General features: G+C 64.2%; 16 protein-coding genes. 2 read left to right on the top strand and 14 right to left on the bottom strand.

From position 1 onward, the window contains the following. Window positions 1-77: 77 nt before the first annotated feature. The 4 genes from OS914_RS07515 to infC all read right to left on the bottom strand — a co-directional run bounded on the left by OS914_RS07515 (window position 78) and on the right by infC (window position 3,035). Window positions 78-995, bottom strand: coding sequence for a TrmH family RNA methyltransferase (locus OS914_RS07515; protein ID WP_267545419.1), 918 nt, complete (start codon window positions 993-995; stop codon window positions 78-80). A gap of 64 nt (window positions 996-1,059) precedes the next feature. Further along, complete coding sequence (gene rplT / locus OS914_RS07510; protein ID WP_196396270.1) at window positions 1,060-1,443, bottom strand: 50S ribosomal protein L20; 384 nt, start codon at window positions 1,441-1,443, stop codon at window positions 1,060-1,062. Between the two features lie 102 nt (window positions 1,444-1,545). Beyond that, a complete protein-coding gene (rpmI, locus tag OS914_RS07505; RefSeq protein WP_196396269.1) occupies window positions 1,546-1,740 on the bottom strand; it encodes a 50S ribosomal protein L35 in 195 nt (64 codons plus the stop codon). 107 nt (window positions 1,741-1,847) lie between these two features. Beyond that, window positions 1,848-3,035: a translation initiation factor IF-3 gene (gene infC, locus OS914_RS07500; RefSeq protein WP_420713887.1), complete on the bottom strand. Its 1,188-nt coding sequence runs from the start codon at window positions 3,033-3,035 to the stop codon at window positions 1,848-1,850. Window positions 3,036-3,410: 375 nt separating this feature from the next. On the opposite strand from infC, the gene OS914_RS07495 reads away from it, so the two are divergent. Next, window positions 3,411-3,857 (top strand): DUF1844 domain-containing protein, encoded by a 447-nt coding sequence (locus OS914_RS07495; RefSeq protein WP_420713886.1) that lies wholly within the window; start codon window positions 3,411-3,413, stop codon window positions 3,855-3,857. Between the two features lie 10 nt (window positions 3,858-3,867). On the opposite strand, the gene OS914_RS07490 is transcribed toward OS914_RS07495, so the two are convergent. From OS914_RS07490 to OS914_RS07455, 8 genes are all read right to left on the bottom strand, one after another. Further along, on the bottom strand, window positions 3,868-5,157 hold the full coding sequence (locus OS914_RS07490) for an MFS transporter (RefSeq protein ID WP_267545417.1): 1,290 nt from the start codon (window positions 5,155-5,157) through the stop codon (window positions 3,868-3,870). Window positions 5,158-5,442: 285 nt separating this feature from the next. Next, window positions 5,443-6,312 carry an SseB family protein gene (locus OS914_RS07485; protein ID WP_267545416.1) on the bottom strand — a complete coding sequence of 290 codons (870 nt, stop codon included), beginning with the start codon at window positions 6,310-6,312 and terminating at the stop codon, window positions 5,443-5,445. Window positions 6,313-6,317: 5 nt separating this feature from the next. Next, window positions 6,318-7,061, bottom strand: coding sequence for a bifunctional 1-(5-phosphoribosyl)-5-((5-phosphoribosylamino)methylideneamino)imidazole-4-carboxamide isomerase/phosphoribosylanthranilate isomerase PriA (gene priA, locus OS914_RS07480; RefSeq protein WP_267545481.1), 744 nt, complete (start codon window positions 7,059-7,061; stop codon window positions 6,318-6,320). Window positions 7,062-7,131: 70 nt separating this feature from the next. Then, window positions 7,132-7,290: a hypothetical protein gene (locus OS914_RS07475; protein WP_267545415.1), complete on the bottom strand. Its 159-nt coding sequence runs from the start codon at window positions 7,288-7,290 to the stop codon at window positions 7,132-7,134. Further along, window positions 7,291-7,977, bottom strand: coding sequence for an imidazole glycerol phosphate synthase subunit HisH (hisH, locus tag OS914_RS07470; protein WP_267545414.1), 687 nt, complete (start codon window positions 7,975-7,977; stop codon window positions 7,291-7,293). Beyond that, window positions 7,974-8,600, bottom strand: a complete 627-nt coding sequence (hisB, locus tag OS914_RS07465; protein ID WP_267545480.1) for an imidazoleglycerol-phosphate dehydratase HisB — start codon at window positions 8,598-8,600, stop codon at window positions 7,974-7,976. The genes hisH and hisB overlap by 4 nt, the downstream gene beginning before the upstream one ends. A gap of 66 nt (window positions 8,601-8,666) precedes the next feature. After that, complete coding sequence (locus OS914_RS07460; protein WP_267545413.1) at window positions 8,667-9,764, bottom strand: histidinol-phosphate transaminase; 1,098 nt, start codon at window positions 9,762-9,764, stop codon at window positions 8,667-8,669. Window positions 9,765-9,819: 55 nt separating this feature from the next. Then, window positions 9,820-10,272 (bottom strand): LysM peptidoglycan-binding domain-containing protein, encoded by a 453-nt coding sequence (locus OS914_RS07455; protein ID WP_267545412.1) that lies wholly within the window; start codon window positions 10,270-10,272, stop codon window positions 9,820-9,822. Between the two features lie 384 nt (window positions 10,273-10,656). On the opposite strand from OS914_RS07455, the gene lexA reads away from it, so the two are divergent. Next, on the top strand, window positions 10,657-11,403 hold the full coding sequence (lexA, locus tag OS914_RS07450; RefSeq protein ID WP_267545411.1) for a transcriptional repressor LexA: 747 nt from the start codon (window positions 10,657-10,659) through the stop codon (window positions 11,401-11,403). 97 nt (window positions 11,404-11,500) lie between these two features. On the opposite strand, the gene OS914_RS07445 is transcribed toward lexA, so the two are convergent. Together OS914_RS07445 and hflX are read right to left on the bottom strand one after the other, a co-directional pair. After that, window positions 11,501-13,645 carry an ATP-dependent DNA helicase gene (locus OS914_RS07445; protein WP_420713885.1) on the bottom strand — a complete coding sequence of 715 codons (2,145 nt, stop codon included), beginning with the start codon at window positions 13,643-13,645 and terminating at the stop codon, window positions 11,501-11,503. Then, the gene (gene hflX, locus OS914_RS07440; RefSeq protein ID WP_267545478.1) at window positions 13,581-15,101 is read right to left on the bottom strand and encodes a GTPase HflX; all 1,521 of its coding nucleotides are present in this window, start codon (window positions 15,099-15,101) and stop codon (window positions 13,581-13,583) included. The genes OS914_RS07445 and hflX overlap by 65 nt, the downstream gene beginning before the upstream one ends. Window positions 15,102-15,330 lie beyond the last annotated feature (229 nt).

The following is a 15,330-nucleotide window of genomic DNA, read 5'->3' as shown; positions in this document are numbered from 1 at the left end:
GGGTGCCGGCCCTTTCTGTCCGTTCTTCGGTCCGGTTCTAGGTGTTGGTCGGAGTAGGTCAGGTCGGTGCTGGCCGCCTACTCTCGGCCGCCTCGCTGCTGGGACCGGGCACTGGCGTAAAGGCAGACGGTAGCGGCGGTGGCCAAGTTCAGGCTTTCCGCTGAGCCGTACACCGGCACCGCTACGCGGTGGTCCGCTTCCATCAGCTCATCCTCGGAAAGGCCGCGTGCCTCATTGCCGAACAACCACACAGTGGGCTTCTCCAGCTCACACTGGGATTCCGGCACTTCCTGATCAAAGCCCCGAGCAGCACTTTCGTCCTGCAGGTCATCGAGGTTCAGGTGCCCATAGCCGTCGGCAGCCAAGACCATCATGCCCGCCGCTTTGCACTGGCTGACCAGCTCTCCGACGTCCGCCCCGGTGACCACCGGCAGATGAAACAGCGAGCCGACAGTAGAGCGCACCGCCTTCGGATTATAAATATCAACACTGGAGGCAGTCAGGACGACGGCGTCGGCCCCCGCCGCGTCCGCGGCGCGCAGGACAGTTCCGGCATTACCGGGATCACGGACCTGGCAGAGCACCGCGATGAGCTTTGGCTTCCCCGCCAGCACCTGGTCCAGCGGAACGTCCACAAAATTGCAGACAGCGAGGATCCCCTGCGGTGTGACGGTGTCCGTCATGGCTTCCAGCACCAGCTCGCTGGCCACCCGCACGTGCAGCCGGCTCACCGGATCTTCTGCCAGTTCGAGCAACTGCGGATGTTTCTTCAGGCACTCAAGACTGGCAAATACCTCGGTCACTAATTCACTGCCGCCGGCGGTTAGAGCATCACGGTGCGCCCTGAGTGCTTCGCCTACGGCCTGCGGGCCCTCAGCCAGGAACTGTCCGCGCCTTAAACGGACCGGGCGCCCGGCCAGCTTGGCAACGTCCCGCACCCGATCTGCTCGGGGATTGGTCATTGCATCTGCTGGCGGACGCCCGGATTCAGTCATTCTAGGACTGTAGCAGTGTTCCGCCGCGGCCTAAGAAGCCGTGCCGGAAAGGCTGCGTTCTACGTTAGCGAGCCACCGGTGCCGAGGTATCGGCCGGAAGTGCAGCCTTGGCCAGCTGAACCAAGCCAGCGAACGCCCTGGCGTCGTTGACGGCCAGGTCGGCCAGCATGCGGCGGTCAACCTCGATCTCAGCGGCCTTGAGCCCTTGAATCAGCCGGTTGTAGGTGAGCCCGTTGGCCCTGGATGCAGCGTTGATCCGCTGGATCCACAGGCGACGGAAGTCGCCCTTGCGCTTACGGCGATCACCGTAGCTGTAGACAAACGAGTGCAGCAGCTGCTCTTTTGCCTTGCGGTACAGGCGTGAGCGCTGTCCCCGGTAACCTTTGGCGCGCTCAAGAATAACCCGACGCTTCTTATGGGCGTTGACCGCCCGCTTCACACGTGCCACGTGCGTACTCCTTAAATTACTTACATCCCAAGCCAAACGTGCCTGAGAAGGCTTATTGCGGTGCCGCCACCCGGTTCGGGCAAGCAGCCGATTGACTGTGGGTCAGATACCCAGCATCTTGCGGATGTTGCGTGCATCTGCCGGAGCAACAATCCTGTCGCCAGCCAGACGACGCTTCAGCGACGACGGCTTGTGCTCCAGGTAATGGCGGCGGTTTGCCTGCTGGCGCTTGAGCTTTCCGCTTCCGGTGAGCTTAAAGCGCTTCTTGGCACCGCTGTGGGTCTTCATTTTCGGCATGGGAACCGATCTCCTTACGTATCCACCGGCGCTGCCTGTGGTTCTCTTTGCAGCAACCGGTTAGGTCACTGGGGGGGGGTACTTCACGGCCGGATAGGGCGGCTGCCCTATCCGGCTGAGTCTGTTGATTCCTTGCTGGCCCCGGCAGCAGCAGGCGTGCTCTCTGCCGTAGCACGCGGAGCCGCTTTCGGCGCAGGCTTGGTAGCTGCCGGCTTAACAGGCGCAGGCTTCACCGGCGCGGGCTTTGCTACCGGCTTCGGCATCGGCACCGGTTTTGGAGCAGGAACAGGCTTGGCAGTCACCGGCTTCGCCGCTTCCGCCGGTTTCGTCACCGGCCGTGCGGCAGCAGCGGCGCCGGTAGCCGCGGGACGTGCCGCCGGGGCTTTCACGGCCATTGCGGGCCGTGCCACTGACGGAGCGGTCGCTGCCGTCGGCCGCGTAGACGTAGCCGGCCGTGCCGAGCTAGCCGGCCGTGTCGGGCTGGACTGCCGCGCCGTCGACGTCGTGCCGGTCGCGGCAGGAGCCGACATCGGCCGTTTGTCAGCGGTACTGCCCGCAGCCGCTGCTGCCGGAGCGTTGGTGGCGGCGCTATCCGAAACCGTCTTTTTAGCTGCTGGAGTCTCCACCGCTGCAGCGGCCGCGGGGACCGCCGGGAGGTTTTCGTTCAGGCGCAATCCCTCGGGCAGCAAATCGGCAAGGCTTTGCGTCATCGGCGCTTGGCTGTCACGGTCCACATCGACGCGCTCATGGCCGGAAGCCACGGCCTCATTGTGCGCCTTGGAATCCGCACGCTGCGCGGCGCGGCGGGCTTCGGCCTTGGCCTCCGCCTTGTTCTTCAACGGCCCGATCACCATGACCATATTCCGGCCGTCGATGCGCGGGCTGGACTCGATTGCACCGACCTCACCGACGTCCGCGGCAAAGCGCTGGAGCAGGCGGATGCCCATTTCCGGACGCTGCTGCTCGCGGCCACGGAACTGGATCATGGCCTTCACCTTGTCGCCGGCTCCGAGGAAGCGCAGCGCATGGCCGGTCTTCGTCTCATAGTCATGTTTGTCGATCTTGAGGCGGAAACGGATTTCCTTAAGGACCGTATTGGTCTGGTTTTTACGCGCTTCACGGGCTTTGACGGCAGCCTCGTACTTGTACTTGCCGAAGTCCATCAGTTTGCACACCGGCGGCTTCGCAGTCGGTGCTACCTCAACAAGATCCAGGTCCGACTCAGCGGCAAGGCGCAAAGCGTCTTCAATGCGAACGATTCCGACCTGCTCACCTGCTGGCCCTACCAACCGCACCTCGGGGACGCGGATCCGATCGTTGATTCGTGGCTCGCTAATGTGTAACTCCTGTGGTATTGACGAACGTAACTGACACCAGGAACAGGAGAAGGCCTCCGACTGCTGGCGCAATCAGAGGCCTCGGGATCGGCATTTGGACGTCCCCGAAAGGGTATCCACGGGCTTCTGTCGAAGCCTCGGCCGACCTATACCCGGTAACTCCGGGGGCCTGCCCGCATCAATCGGGAGGACCTTTCCGGGTCGACGGGTGGGAGAGAACTCCGCTTGCTAACTCAACGCGCCCTCCTCGCCGACCCCAGCCTGCTGTTGCCAGCAGGCTGGGGTGCGGAGAAAAGTAACGACATTCAGTTGGTCTGTGACAAGCTTACCAGCATGAGTACCCCAGGAAACAATTCACCGGCAGAGCACACCCGTCACAGTTTCAGTCCCGAGCCGGAGCACGCCTCAATGGGCCAGCAATCCTCCTCCGGGGTCGCCGATGACCAACGGGCGCACGCCCAAATGCGCGACATTGCCGAGGTCCCCGCCGTCGAGGTTATTACGACGGCGGCCGTGCACCTGATGAGCGCAGCTGCCGTTAAGTGCGGGCTTGCCGACGGGGCCGATGCCCAGGAGCTCAAGGACCTCGATGAGGCCCGCAAGCTGATCACAGCGCTGGCCGGTTTTGTCACCGCAGCCGCCCCGGAGATCGGAAGCCAGCACGCCGGTCCGTTGCGCGATGGCCTGCGGTCCCTGCAGCTGGCGTTCCGCGAGGCGTCCGAATTTCCCGACGCACCCGGCAAGGGGCCCGGGGAGAAGTTCACCGGCGCCGTCAACTGATCGCGAAGACTTAGACGCCGGCCGGATTTCTGACGGACCGCCGTCGCACAGTCTGCGCCAGCAGACCAGCGAACGCCAAGACTGCGGCCAGGACCCCGATCATGGTGAAACCTCCCCAGGGACCGACGGCATCGATCATCATTCCGCCGAAGGGTGCCCCAATGGCGCTCCCCAGCGTCAGCGATGAGCCATACCAGCCCATTGCCTCGCCGCGGCGCTTTTCGGCTACCAGCTCGGCGATCCGCTCCGCACTGGAGCTGAGGACCGGTGCACACAGCAAGCCAGGCGGAATCGAATACATGGCCAAGGTCCAGGTGTCCGTGGCGAAACCCATCGGGATCGTCAGCACGGCCATCGCCGCCAACAGCCATAATGGGTTCACGGACCTGCTCCATGCGCCGTAAATGAGGCCGCCGACCACAGATGCGGCACACCAGACCACCAGCACCATGCCCATCTCGGAGATCTGGCCGGAGTGGCGCAGTACCGCCACGATGCCCACATCCGTCCCGGACAGCACCAGCCCGGCACCCAACGAGGCTCCAAGAACCGCGATCACGGTGACATTGAGCCACGCCAGGTTCCCCCGGGTGCGCCCCCAGAACCTGCCCAGCGCGTTGGCCCCCGCGAAGGACTGGCTGCCGGCGGCCTCGGCCGGAGAAAGCTCCTCCATCGACGCAACCTCGTCGTTGACGTCCTGCTGGTAGCTGCCCGGTTGTCCAGACCGGGTCGGCGGGTTGAACCACATCAGCAGCAAACCGGCCACGGCCGATGCTGCGCCAATCAGGATCAGGCCCGCCACCGAATGCAAGGTGGTGGCGAGCATGACCCCCGCAGCGGGGCCCACCATAAAGGTCAGTTCCGCGCCCACCGCATCGAGGGCGTAGGCGGTCCGACGCTTCGCCGGGGGTACCATCACTCCCAGAGCCTGCCGGACCACCGAAAAGATCGGCACCGAAAACAGACCGCCGATGACGGCCGCCACGAGCAGCAGCTGGTAGCTCAGGAACGGTGCCACCGACCACACCACGACTTCCGAAATTACCGACGGAATCAGGGCCCGTCGCAGGCCCACCAGATCCACCCGTCTCCCCCGCCACGGGGCGCCGAGTGCAATACCGACGGTCACTGCGGCCGCCACGCCGCCTGCCGCCCCGTAACCGAGACCCATCGTGTCCACGACGTGCAGTGTCACCAGCACACCCGCCGCGGCATGCGGAATGCGGGCCAGCATCGCCACCAGCAGCAACCTGCGAACGGGCGCCATCGAGAGCAGTTCCCGGTAACCGGCGAAATTCACCCTTTGTGTTCCTTTTCATCCGTTCATCGGCCGCAAGTCATGCGGGCCGTCCCAAAATGTGGATGTCGAAGCTGCACCTCCCGGACGCAGCCGGCAAACTCGCTCCGGGCCGTCGACGCGGCCAGATTAGAATTGTCTAACCCCGGCGTTCGGGGCGAGGACGAAAATTTCCAGACTGCGAAGCTTCCCGAATCCTATCTTGGTTCAACGGGGGAAACTCCTGTCGCGCCCCAAGAGCACGCTGAGGGACAGAGGCTGCCCGGCAGCGGGAACCAGGCTCCGCTGTCAGCGCACCGCCTGCAGGCGGACCTCCAAAGAATCCACCGCAACAGCGAAATATTCGTCGCCGAACCATAACCTTTGCAATTGTTCCATCAGGGTCTTCAGTTCATCCCGATCAAGGCCATCGGCGAGTGCCACGTCAACCCGTAATTCCGGTCCGGCGCCACCACCGGCGAAGACATGTCCCGCGCTGTCGGCAGAAGCGACTCCGGAGCCGGGTTTAGCGGTGATTCCCAGCAGTGCCGGATGGGCCACCGTAGCCATCGATACGGCGAGCACCTGCGCTATCCGCGGGTCGGCATAACTGGGCTGCCAGCGCTCCTGCCTGGCCAGCGCCCACACCCCTGGCCGGCGGACGACAAAGGTCTGCCCGGCGCCTGGATCCACCACCAGCAGCTGCGCCTCTTCGGCCACTGCCGAAAGCGCTGCCCGGGCGGCGTACACCGCCACCGGTCTAGCCTGCGGATGCCAGCGGGCAAGGTTTGCGGTGCAGCTAAACACCGGAAGGGCCCGCCGTCCGTCCGCCGCGGTCAAGGTCACCAACGCCATATCGGATTCCTTATCCGAGATCAGCGAGTTGTCCCGCACCTGCGATTGCGCCACTTCTGCCACAATCGGCACGAACACCCGGGCAGCGGCGAGGCTCTGGACTACCGCGGCCTCGTCGCCTGTCCCTGCCCGAAGGTCCGCCAGCGCCGCCGCGTAGCCGCCGTCCGTGCCGCCGTCGTCGTCGTCGAAGTTGTGGTAAGTCTGCGCTGGATCCAGCAAACGTCCTTGCCAGGGCTGGCCGGCAGAGTCAGCGGAACCGCCCGCAGCCACCAGCGCAGCCGAAATGTGCCCGGGCAGCGGACGGTGTGCTGGTCCTCTTGCCATCCTGCTCAGCGCCGCCCCGCGACATCAAGTGCCTGTGGGAGGGTGAAGGCGCCGGCATAGAGCGCTTTGCCGACGATCGCGCCTTCCAACCCCAATGGAACAAGGGTACGCAGTTCGCTCAGGTCCGCGAGGCTTGAGATACCGCCCGAGGCGACCACCGGTTTGCCAGTACGCTGCAGGACCTCACGAAGGAGCTCGACGTTCGGGCCGCGCAACGTACCGTCCTTCGTTACATCCGTGACTACGTAGCGTGGGCAGCCGGCGTCCTCGAGCCTGGCCAGCACCTCCCAGAGATCTCCACCGTCTTTGGTCCAGCCGCGGGCGGCCAAGGTGGTGCCGCGCACATCGAGGCCGACGGCGATCTTGTCGCCGAAGCGATCAATGGCCCGGGCGGTCCACGCCGGATTTTCCAGTGCAGCGGTCCCCAAATTGACCCGCTCTGCACCGAGCTCGAGCGCGCCTTCCAGCGAGGCATCGTCGCGGATTCCGCCGGAGAGCTCTACCTTCACGTTCAGCGACCTAACTACCTCGCGTAATAGTTCCAGATTGGAGCCACGGCCGAACGCCGCGTCCAGATCCACTAAATGGACCCATTCCGCGCCGTCATTTTGCCACGCCAAGGCAGCTTCCAAGGGCGCGCCGTATCCGGTCTCGGTGCCGGCCTCGCCCTGAACCAGGCGCACGGCCTGGCCATCGGCAACGTCGACGGCGGGAAGCAGTTCCAGGATGGCGGTGTCAGTACTGTTCATCGGGTCCTCATCGGTCGGTGGTTTCATGGCCGGGACGCTGATTCCGGCGTAATTATTTAGCACAGGAGGATTATTTACCGGGCAGGGTCAGCAGAAATGCGGCCAGTAGCGCCATCACGGCCAGGCCGGCGAAGGAGAACACCGTCCAGCGGGGCTTCTTCTGTTGGTGGAAGGCGATGGCGCCGCCGGCCAGGAGCCCGGCCAATCCCATCAGAATGACGGACCACATTCAGGCCACCGCCTTGCGCAGCGAGCCAACCCAGTTGCGCAGCAGACGAGCACCGGCGTCACCGGACTTTTCCGGATGGAACTGGGTGGCGCACAGCGGTCCGTTTTCGACGGCTGCAATGAAGCGCGCCCCGTGCTCCGACCAGGTAACCAGCGGGGCCCGCATCCGCGGCTGCACCACGTCGAAGTCCCAGTCCTGAACCCCATACGAATGCACGAAGTAGAACCGTTCGGCCTCGACGCCCTCGAACAGAGTAGAACCCGCCGGCACCTGAACGGTATTCCACCCCATGTGCGGCACCACGGAGGCGGGCAGGAGTTCCACCGTTCCTGGCCATTCGCCCATTCCCGGCTCGCTGTTTCCGTGTTCAACGCCGCCGTCGAAAAGGATCTGCAGCCCCACGCAGATGGCCAGAACCGGGCGGCCACCGGCCACTCGACGGCCGATCATCCGCAGCCCATCTACGCTCTTGAGCTCCTTCATTACGGTCGCAAAGGCTCCGACTCCGGGCACGACGAGCCCAGCGGCCGTGAGGACGTCCTCGGGCTTCGCGCTGAGGGTCACCACTGCACCGGCCCGTTCCAGCGCTCGGACGGCCGAGCGGACGTTGCCGGAGCCGTAGTCCAGCACTGTCACCGTCGGTTTTAGGGTGCCGTCGGGCCCGGTTAAACCCTGTTCTGCAGTCACAGGCTGCCCTTCGTGGAGGGAATGCCGCTGACGCGCGGATCCGGTTCAATCGCGCTCCGCAGGGCCCGCGCAAACGCCTTGAACTGCGCTTCGACGATGTGGTGGGGGTCCCGGCCGGAGAGCACGGTCATGTGTAGACAAATCCTCGCATGGAACGCTATCGATTCGAAGACGTGCCGGGTCAGGGACCCGGTGAAGTGGCCGCCGATCAAGTGATACTCCTGCCCTGCGGGCTCTCCGGTATGCACCAGATAGGGGCGCCCGGAAACGTCGACAACTGCATTCGCCAGTGCCTCATCCAGCGGAATGGTGGCCTCCCCGAAACGCCTGATTCCTGCCTTGGTACCAAGCGCCTGGCCCAAGGCTTCCCCGAGTGTGATGGCAACATCCTCCACCGTGTGGTGCGCGTCGATGTGCGTATCCCCCGACGCCTTGACCGTCAGGTCAATGAGCGAGTGCTTCGACAACGCCGTAAGCATGTGATCGAAGAACGGGACGGAGGAATCGATGCTGGACTGGCCGGTGCCGTCCAAATCGACCTCAACCAGCACCGACGACTCGCTGGTGCTCCGTGTCAGCCGGGCGGTGCGGGCAGTTCCGGTGGGAGTTTGGTTCTCGCTGATGGCGGGTCCTTAGTGCTGGATCGAACAGAAAATATTGGGGGGATCTTCAAAAAACTGCCATCTGTGTCAGCGGCCCAACAGGACCCCAAGCTGGTCCAGGAAAGCCGTCGTTTCAGCCTCGGTGCCGGCCGTGACCCGCAAATGGCCGGCGATGCCAACATCCCGGATCAAAACCCCGCCGGCGAGCAGTCCCTCCCAGACCGCCTGCGGGTCTTCCAGGCCCCCGAAGAAGACAAAGTTCGAGTCCGACGGAGCGGGCTGCAATCCCAAACGGGCCAGCCCTGCCACAATCCGGTCGCGTTGAATTTTGATCTGCTCCACGTTGGCCAGCAGCGAATCCGAGTTTCGCAGGGCTGCGACGGCCGTTGCCTGGGTGATAGCGGAGAGATGGTACGGCAGCCTGACCAGCCGCAGAGCATCGGAAATTTCCGCTGCCGCGGCCAGATATCCCAGTCTGGCCCCTGCCAGGGCGAAAGCCTTGCTCATAGTCCGGGAAACGATCAGCCTTTCCCGGCCCGGTAACAAAGCGATGGCGCTGGCGGTCCCGTCGTGGGCAAACTCGGCATAGGCCTCATCAACTATTACTACGGTCCGCGACGCTGTCCCCGCCTCATACACTGCCTCGACGACGTCATTGTCCAGAGCCGTGCCCGTAGGATTGTTCGGCGAGCAAAGGAAGACCACGTTCGGCGCAATGTCGAGTACTTGCCGCGCCGCCGACTCGGCGGTCAGGGAAAAATCTGCGGCGCGATCCCCGCTGACATATTCCGTACCGGTGCCGCTGGCCAGCAGCGGATACATCGAGTAGGTGGGCGGAAAACCCAAAACCCTGCGTCCGGGACCGCCAAATGCCTGCAGAATCTGCTGCAGCACCTCATTGGAGCCGTTGGCGGCCCAGATGTTCTCTGGCGCAAGCCCATGTCCTAAGTACGCAGCGAGAGCCCGGCGGAGCTCGGTGAATTCACGGTCGGGATAGCGGTTAAGGCCGGCGAGAACGTCATCGACGGCCTTCAGAATCGCCTCTCGCGCATCCTGCGGAACACCGTATGTGTTTTCATTGACGTTGAGCAGAATGGGGACGTCCAGCTGTGGAGCGCCGTAAGGATGCAGTCCGCGAAGGTCATCGCGCAGGGGCAGCCGGTCTAGACGCTCAATCTGGTTCACATCCCTAGTTTAAGCGTCCCCGCGCTCAGGGTCGAACCGCGGCAGTAACAATCCCCTAGCCCGGCAACGGAACGAAGAGTTGCTGGCCCGGCTGGACAACGGAAGTGGATAGGCCGTTGAGCTCCACGATGTCCGCCACGACCTCCCGCGGATCACGGGTCGAATCCGCCGTCGACGCGATGCTCCACAGCGTCTGGCCGGTCAGCACGGTCACCATGGAAGCATGAACGCCTACCGAACCGGGGCCGACCGAGGCCTGGGCCGGTGCAGTGAAAAACCCGGCCAGCACCAGCACCACGATAGCGGCCAGCATCAGCGGCACGCCGACAAGTAAGAAGCGCCCCCGCCGGGTCAAATGCAGCGGCGCCCGGCCGGCAGACCGGATGGCAGCGGCGGTGTGGGCGACCTGCGGAGCCCTGGGCGCCCACACCGGACGGACTGAGTGGGCGGCAGCGCCCGCGCGCTTTATCCGGGGGGTCGTGAAATCAAATACTGGTGTGGCGTTCATTGTCTTCACCTTTCGCGGTACGAAGTTCCGGTGCGGCGCAACTCCCCTTGTCCCCTTGTCCCCTTGTCCTTGCTGGCCTTTCGCCATGCCGGCCTTGTCCTTGCTGGCCTAGCCCGGAGCGGGCCTTTCACTACCTGGCCTTGCCGTCCGGGGAAGGTGTTTCGGGTGGAAGAAGTTGCTTAGAACACTTATTCGAAACTGTATTCATCAGTTGTAGCACTAAGTGACGATGCCTGCCAAGACTCGCTAGAACATATGTTTGAGATACGCGTCAAACTGACCTAGATTGGTAGCAGGATTCGGTCACAGGAAGAGTCCATCAGAGCCCACTGACATCAACCGCCGACTGGGCACGCAGCACGTTCACGAAAGGGACAGCACGTCATGTCGTCAGCTCCGGAATTTATCCTCCACAGCGGGAACAGCGCCAGCCGCGCCGGCTTCAAAGGCCTGACGGTGCGTCAGAAGAAGATCCTCGAATGCATCCAGCGTTCGATCAGCGACAAGGGCTACCCCCCCTCGATGCGCGAGATCGGCGACGCCGTAGGCCTGGCAAGTCTTTCCAGCGTCACCCATCAACTGGCCCAGCTGGAGAAGCAGGGCTATCTCCGTCGGGATGCGAAACGGCCGCGGGCCATGGAAGTCCTGATCCCCTTGACACTGGACAACGGCAAAGTTGAAATCGAAGGAGTGCCGGCGCCGGATCAGCTCCGCAGTGCCAGTGGCCTTAACATGGCGGAACTGGGCAGCTCCTCGGACACGGCTCTGGTGCCGCTGGTCGGACGCATTGCCGCCGGCGGCCCTATCCTCGCCGACCAAGTGGTTGAGGACGTCATGCCGCTGCCCCGGCAGCTGGTGGGCCACGGCGAGCTCTTCATGCTCAAGGTCAGCGGAGATTCGATGGTCGACGCAGCAATCTGTGACGGCGACTGGGTAGTGGTCCGGCAACAGCCGAACGCGATCAATGGCGACATTGTGGCCGCTCTCCTCGACGACGAGGCGACCATCAAGACGTTCCGTCAGCGCGATGGGCACACCTGGCTACTGCCGCAAAACACCCGCTACGAGCCGATCATGGGCGACCATGCCACCATAATGGGCCGCGTTGTCAGCGTGCTGCGGTCCATCTAGGACAGCTGCGGGACAAAGCGCCCCAATTACGGCAGCCTCCGTTTTTTTCGGGAGGGGGACTGCCGTAATCGGCCCGCAGGCCCGCGCCGTCCTCCTGCTACCGTGCCGACTCTTTGTCGGGCCGCAGACGCTGGAGTGCGCTCATCACCAGCGCACGATCGGTGGTTGGCCAGAACGGTGGCAGGGCGGCGCGCAGAAAGCCGCCATACCGGGCTGTGGCGAGGCGCGAATCCAACACCGCAACCACACCCCGGTCAGTGGAGGAACGGATCAGTCGGCCGGCCCCCTGCGCAAGCCGGATCGCCGCATGAGTGGCGGAAACTGACATAAAGCCGTTGCCGCCGGCCTTTGCGACCGCCCGCGAGCGCGCGGTCATCAGCGGATCATCCGGGCGGGGGAACGGGATCCGGTCTATCACCACCAGACGGCAGGAAGCACCCTGCACGTCAACCCCTTGCCAAAGCGACATTGTGCCGAACAGGCAGGTGTCCGGCTCCGCGGCGAATTGCTTCACCAGGGCTGCCATCGAAGATTCACCCTGGCACAGCACATCGACATCCAACCGCGGTCGAAGAGCTTCTGCCGCATCCTCGGCAGCACGCCGGGAAGAGAACAGGCACAGTGCCCCGCCTCCGGAGGCAAGGATCAGTGCCTCCAGCTCGTCAAGCTGCTCGGCTGAAGTGCCGCGCTCCGGTTTGGCCAAATGCGCTGCCACGTACAGCATCCCCTGTTTGGGATAGTCGAACGGCGATCCAACGTCCGCACCGGTCCAGCTGGGTGCTCCGGGCCCCAGCAGTCCCAGACCCGCCGCGGCGGGATCAAAGGCTGCGCCGATAGCCAATGTTGCCGAAGTTAACACCACCGTGTGATCGGCGAAGAGCCCATCACGCAACCTGCCGGCGACGCTGAGCGGGGCAATGTTGATCAGCGCCGGGGCCGACTCGTCGGGCGGGGAATAGCCCTGCTGAGGCGTAAACCCGCTGGGGCGGGAGATCCAGACGACTTCCCCGGCCTCGCGTGCTACCAGTAGCCGCTCAGCCAGTTCCAGGATCAGGGTAATTCGCGAACGGGCCATCTGGCGTCCACCGTCGGCGGCGGTGCCGGAGTCCGCCTTGGAATCCGACAGCGCCGCCCGACATGCGTCCCGCGCTTGGTCAAGGGCCGTCAGTTGGGCCTCGTTCAGTCCGGAAACCAGCAACCCGGACGGCGCACCTTCGATGGCGGCCTCAAGATATGTGGCGGCAGAATTAAGTGCCTCGGCCGAGATGCCCGTGTTCTTGCGGGCGCTGGACGCCGCAACATGGATCATCTGGACGGAGAGTTGGCCGCTGACAGCCCCGGTAACCCTGTCCAGCAGTTCGTGGGCCTCGTCGACGACGACGACGTCATACTCCGGCAGGACGGCAAGGCCTTCAAAGGCACTGATGGCCAGCATCGCGTGGTTGGTCACGATCACGTCCGCCTCCGCGCCGCGGGCCTTGGCCAGCTCGCTGAAACACTCCAACGCCAGCGGGCATTTCTGCGCGCCCAGGCATTCCATCGAGGTCACCGACACCTGACGCCAGGCGCGGTCGCTGACTCCCGGGGTGAGTTCGTCCCGATCCCCCGTTTCGGTTTCCTCGGCCCAATCCCGCAGCCGGACCACCTCGCGGCCCAGTTGGCTTCCCGGTCCCGAGGACACCCCGGCAGGGTGCACAACGCTGGTGTCCTCCCCGAGGGCGAACAACTGGCCCTCAGAAGGTTCCTCGGACGGAAAGCCACCCTGAAGCTTGTGCCTGCAGACGTAGTTACTGCGACCCTTCACTAACGCCACCTTGACCGGGCGCGGCAGCATTCCGGCGATGGAGGCGAGCAGACGCGGCAAATCTCGGCTGACAATCTGCGCCTGCAGCGCCAACGTGGCGGTGGAGACCAGCGACGGTTTGTTGCTCTGCAGCGCATGGGCAATCAGCGGAATCAGATAGGCCAGCGACTTTCCCGTCCCGGTGCCGGCCTGCACCAGCAGGTGGTCACCGGTCTGGATCGACCTGACCACCTGCCGGACCATTTCATCCTGTCCGTCGCGGCGTTGGCCTCCCATCGACTCCACCGCCGCATCGAGGAGCCCGATGGCAAACTGTTCACCGGAAGAACCCCGGCCCTGCGGCTGGCCGGTTCCAGCTGTCCGGGCCGGAGCCTTAGCTGCGGAGGACAAAGGGATCCAATTCGGCGGCCAGGCCCTCGCGCACCCTGACGCTGGCATGGGTTCCCGACTCACCGTGGTTCAGGGCGAGGATTTCTGCATCGGATTCGTGCAGTTTGCTGATCAGGTCCCCCCTGTCATAGGGAATCAGCAGCTCCAGCATTACTGAGGGGCGCGGGATCGCCTCACTGATGGCGGCGAGGAGGTCGTCAATGCCCTGACCCGTGCGCGCCGAAACGACTACGTTGCGCGGCTCACGTTGGCGGAGCCGCTCGATCACAAAGGGGTCAGCGGAATCTGCCTTGTTCAGGACAATAATTTCAGGAACCTTCCGGGCGTCCACTTCACTGAACACCTGGCGGACAGCTGCAATCTGGCCCTCCGGATCGGGATGAGACGCATCCACGATATGCAGGATCAGGTCCGAATCCGCCACTTCCTCCAGCGTCGATCGGAAAGCCTCGACAAGTTGGGTCGGCAAGGACCGGACAAATCCCACGGTATCTGCCAGGGTGTACCCCAGTCCGTCAGCCGTTTCGGCCTTACGGACTGTCGGATCCAACGTGGCAAACAGGGCATTTTCCACTAGGACACCAGCGTTGGTGAGTCGGTTCAGCAGGGAAGATTTACCAGCATTTGTGTAGCCGGCGATGGCCACGGAAGGCACGGAATTGCGACGACGGTTGGCCCGTTTGGTATCGCGGGCCGGTTTCATCGCGCTGATCTCGCGCCGCAGCTTCGCCATCCTTGTCCTGATCCGCCGACGATCCAGCTCGATCTTCGTCTCACCGGGACCCCGGGCACCGATCCCGCCGCCGGCCGCACCGATCCGGCCGCCCGCCTGCCGGGACATGGATTCACCCCAGCCCCGCAGCCGTGGCAGCAGGTATTCCATCTGGGCCAGTTCCACCTGCGCCTTGCCCTCGCGGGATTTGGCATGCTGGGCGAAGATGTCAAGGATCAGGGCGGTCCTGTCGATCACCTTGACCAACACAATGTCTTCCAGTGCACGGCGCTGCGACGGCGCCAGCTCACCGTCCACAACGACCGTGTCAGCCCCGGTCGCGGCGACGATGTCCTTGAGCTCCTGCGCCTTGCCGGACCCGAGAAAGGTGCCCGGGTCAGGCTTCATCCGCCGCTGGACAATGCCGTCCAAAACTTCCGATCCGGCCGTTTCGGCCAGCGCAGCCAGTTCACGCAGCGAGTTTTCCGCATCGGCGAGCGTCCCCTCGGTCCACAGTCCCGCCAACACCACTCGTTCCAACCGCAACTGGCGGTATTCGACCTCGGTAACGTCCTCCAGCTCGGTGGAGAGTCCGGCGACCCGGCGCAGTGCACGCCGGTCCTGCAGATCCTCCTGCTCACCGTCATAGGTGCCGTGTTCGCGCTCCAAGGCAGAGATTGCCTGCGCCTTACCCAAATTGGTGCTGAGCGCACGGGCACCCGTGTGTGCAGTCACCCCGGCGTCCTTGGCCAAAATCCGGTCAATGACGGCCTGGATGTCCGCAGCGGACATGTCCTGCCCATCGCCGGTGGTACCGGGTTCAGCGGCACCGGTTTCGCCTCGGCGGATATCTTCGGGGCCGGAGGGCGGGTTCACGTGGGTCATAGTCTCCTTCAGAGGGTGATGCTTAATATCGTAGTCCGGTCCGGGGACACCGGAGCCTGCGCGGCCGGGCCTAGGGAGCATCGCGGGGCCGCGTACCGGGGCTGCATCAACACCGGTGAACGCAACGGCCCGCGAA

Source organism: Arthrobacter endolithicus, from assembly GCF_026627425.1.
Lineage (GTDB): Bacteria > Actinomycetota > Actinomycetes > Actinomycetales > Micrococcaceae > Arthrobacter_M.
The sequence above is the reverse complement of the archived record's forward strand: the minus strand, read 5'-3'. Positions and strand labels throughout refer to the sequence as shown.

Excerpts from the sequence above, each read along its gene's own strand:
- lexA (WP_267545411.1), top strand. The coding sequence starts at position 10,657 with ATGTCGTCAGCTCCGGAATTTATCCTCCACAGCGGGAACAGCGCCAGC.
- OS914_RS07495 (WP_420713886.1), top strand. The coding sequence starts at position 3,411 with ATGAGTACCCCAGGAAACAATTCACCGGCAGAGCACACCCGTCACAGT.
- OS914_RS07455 (WP_267545412.1), bottom strand. The coding sequence starts at position 10,272 with ATGAACGCCACACCAGTATTTGATTTCACGACCCCCCGGATAAAGCGC.
- hflX (WP_267545478.1), bottom strand. The coding sequence starts at position 15,101 with ATGTCCGCTGCGGACATCCAGGCCGTCATTGACCGGATTTTGGCCAAG.
- OS914_RS07475 (WP_267545415.1), bottom strand. The coding sequence starts at position 7,290 with ATGTGGTCCGTCATTCTGATGGGATTGGCCGGGCTCCTGGCCGGCGGC.
- priA (WP_267545481.1), bottom strand. The coding sequence starts at position 7,061 with ATGAACAGTACTGACACCGCCATCCTGGAACTGCTTCCCGCCGTCGAC.
- OS914_RS07515 (WP_267545419.1), bottom strand. The coding sequence starts at position 995 with ATGACTGAATCCGGGCGTCCGCCAGCAGATGCAATGACCAATCCCCGA.
- OS914_RS07445 (WP_420713885.1), bottom strand. The coding sequence starts at position 13,645 with ATGCCAGCGTCAGGGTGCGCGAGGGCCTGGCCGCCGAATTGGATCCCT.
- OS914_RS07485 (WP_267545416.1), bottom strand. The coding sequence starts at position 6,312 with ATGGCAAGAGGACCAGCACACCGTCCGCTGCCCGGGCACATTTCGGCT.
- rpmI (WP_196396269.1), bottom strand. The coding sequence starts at position 1,740 with ATGCCGAAAATGAAGACCCACAGCGGTGCCAAGAAGCGCTTTAAGCTC.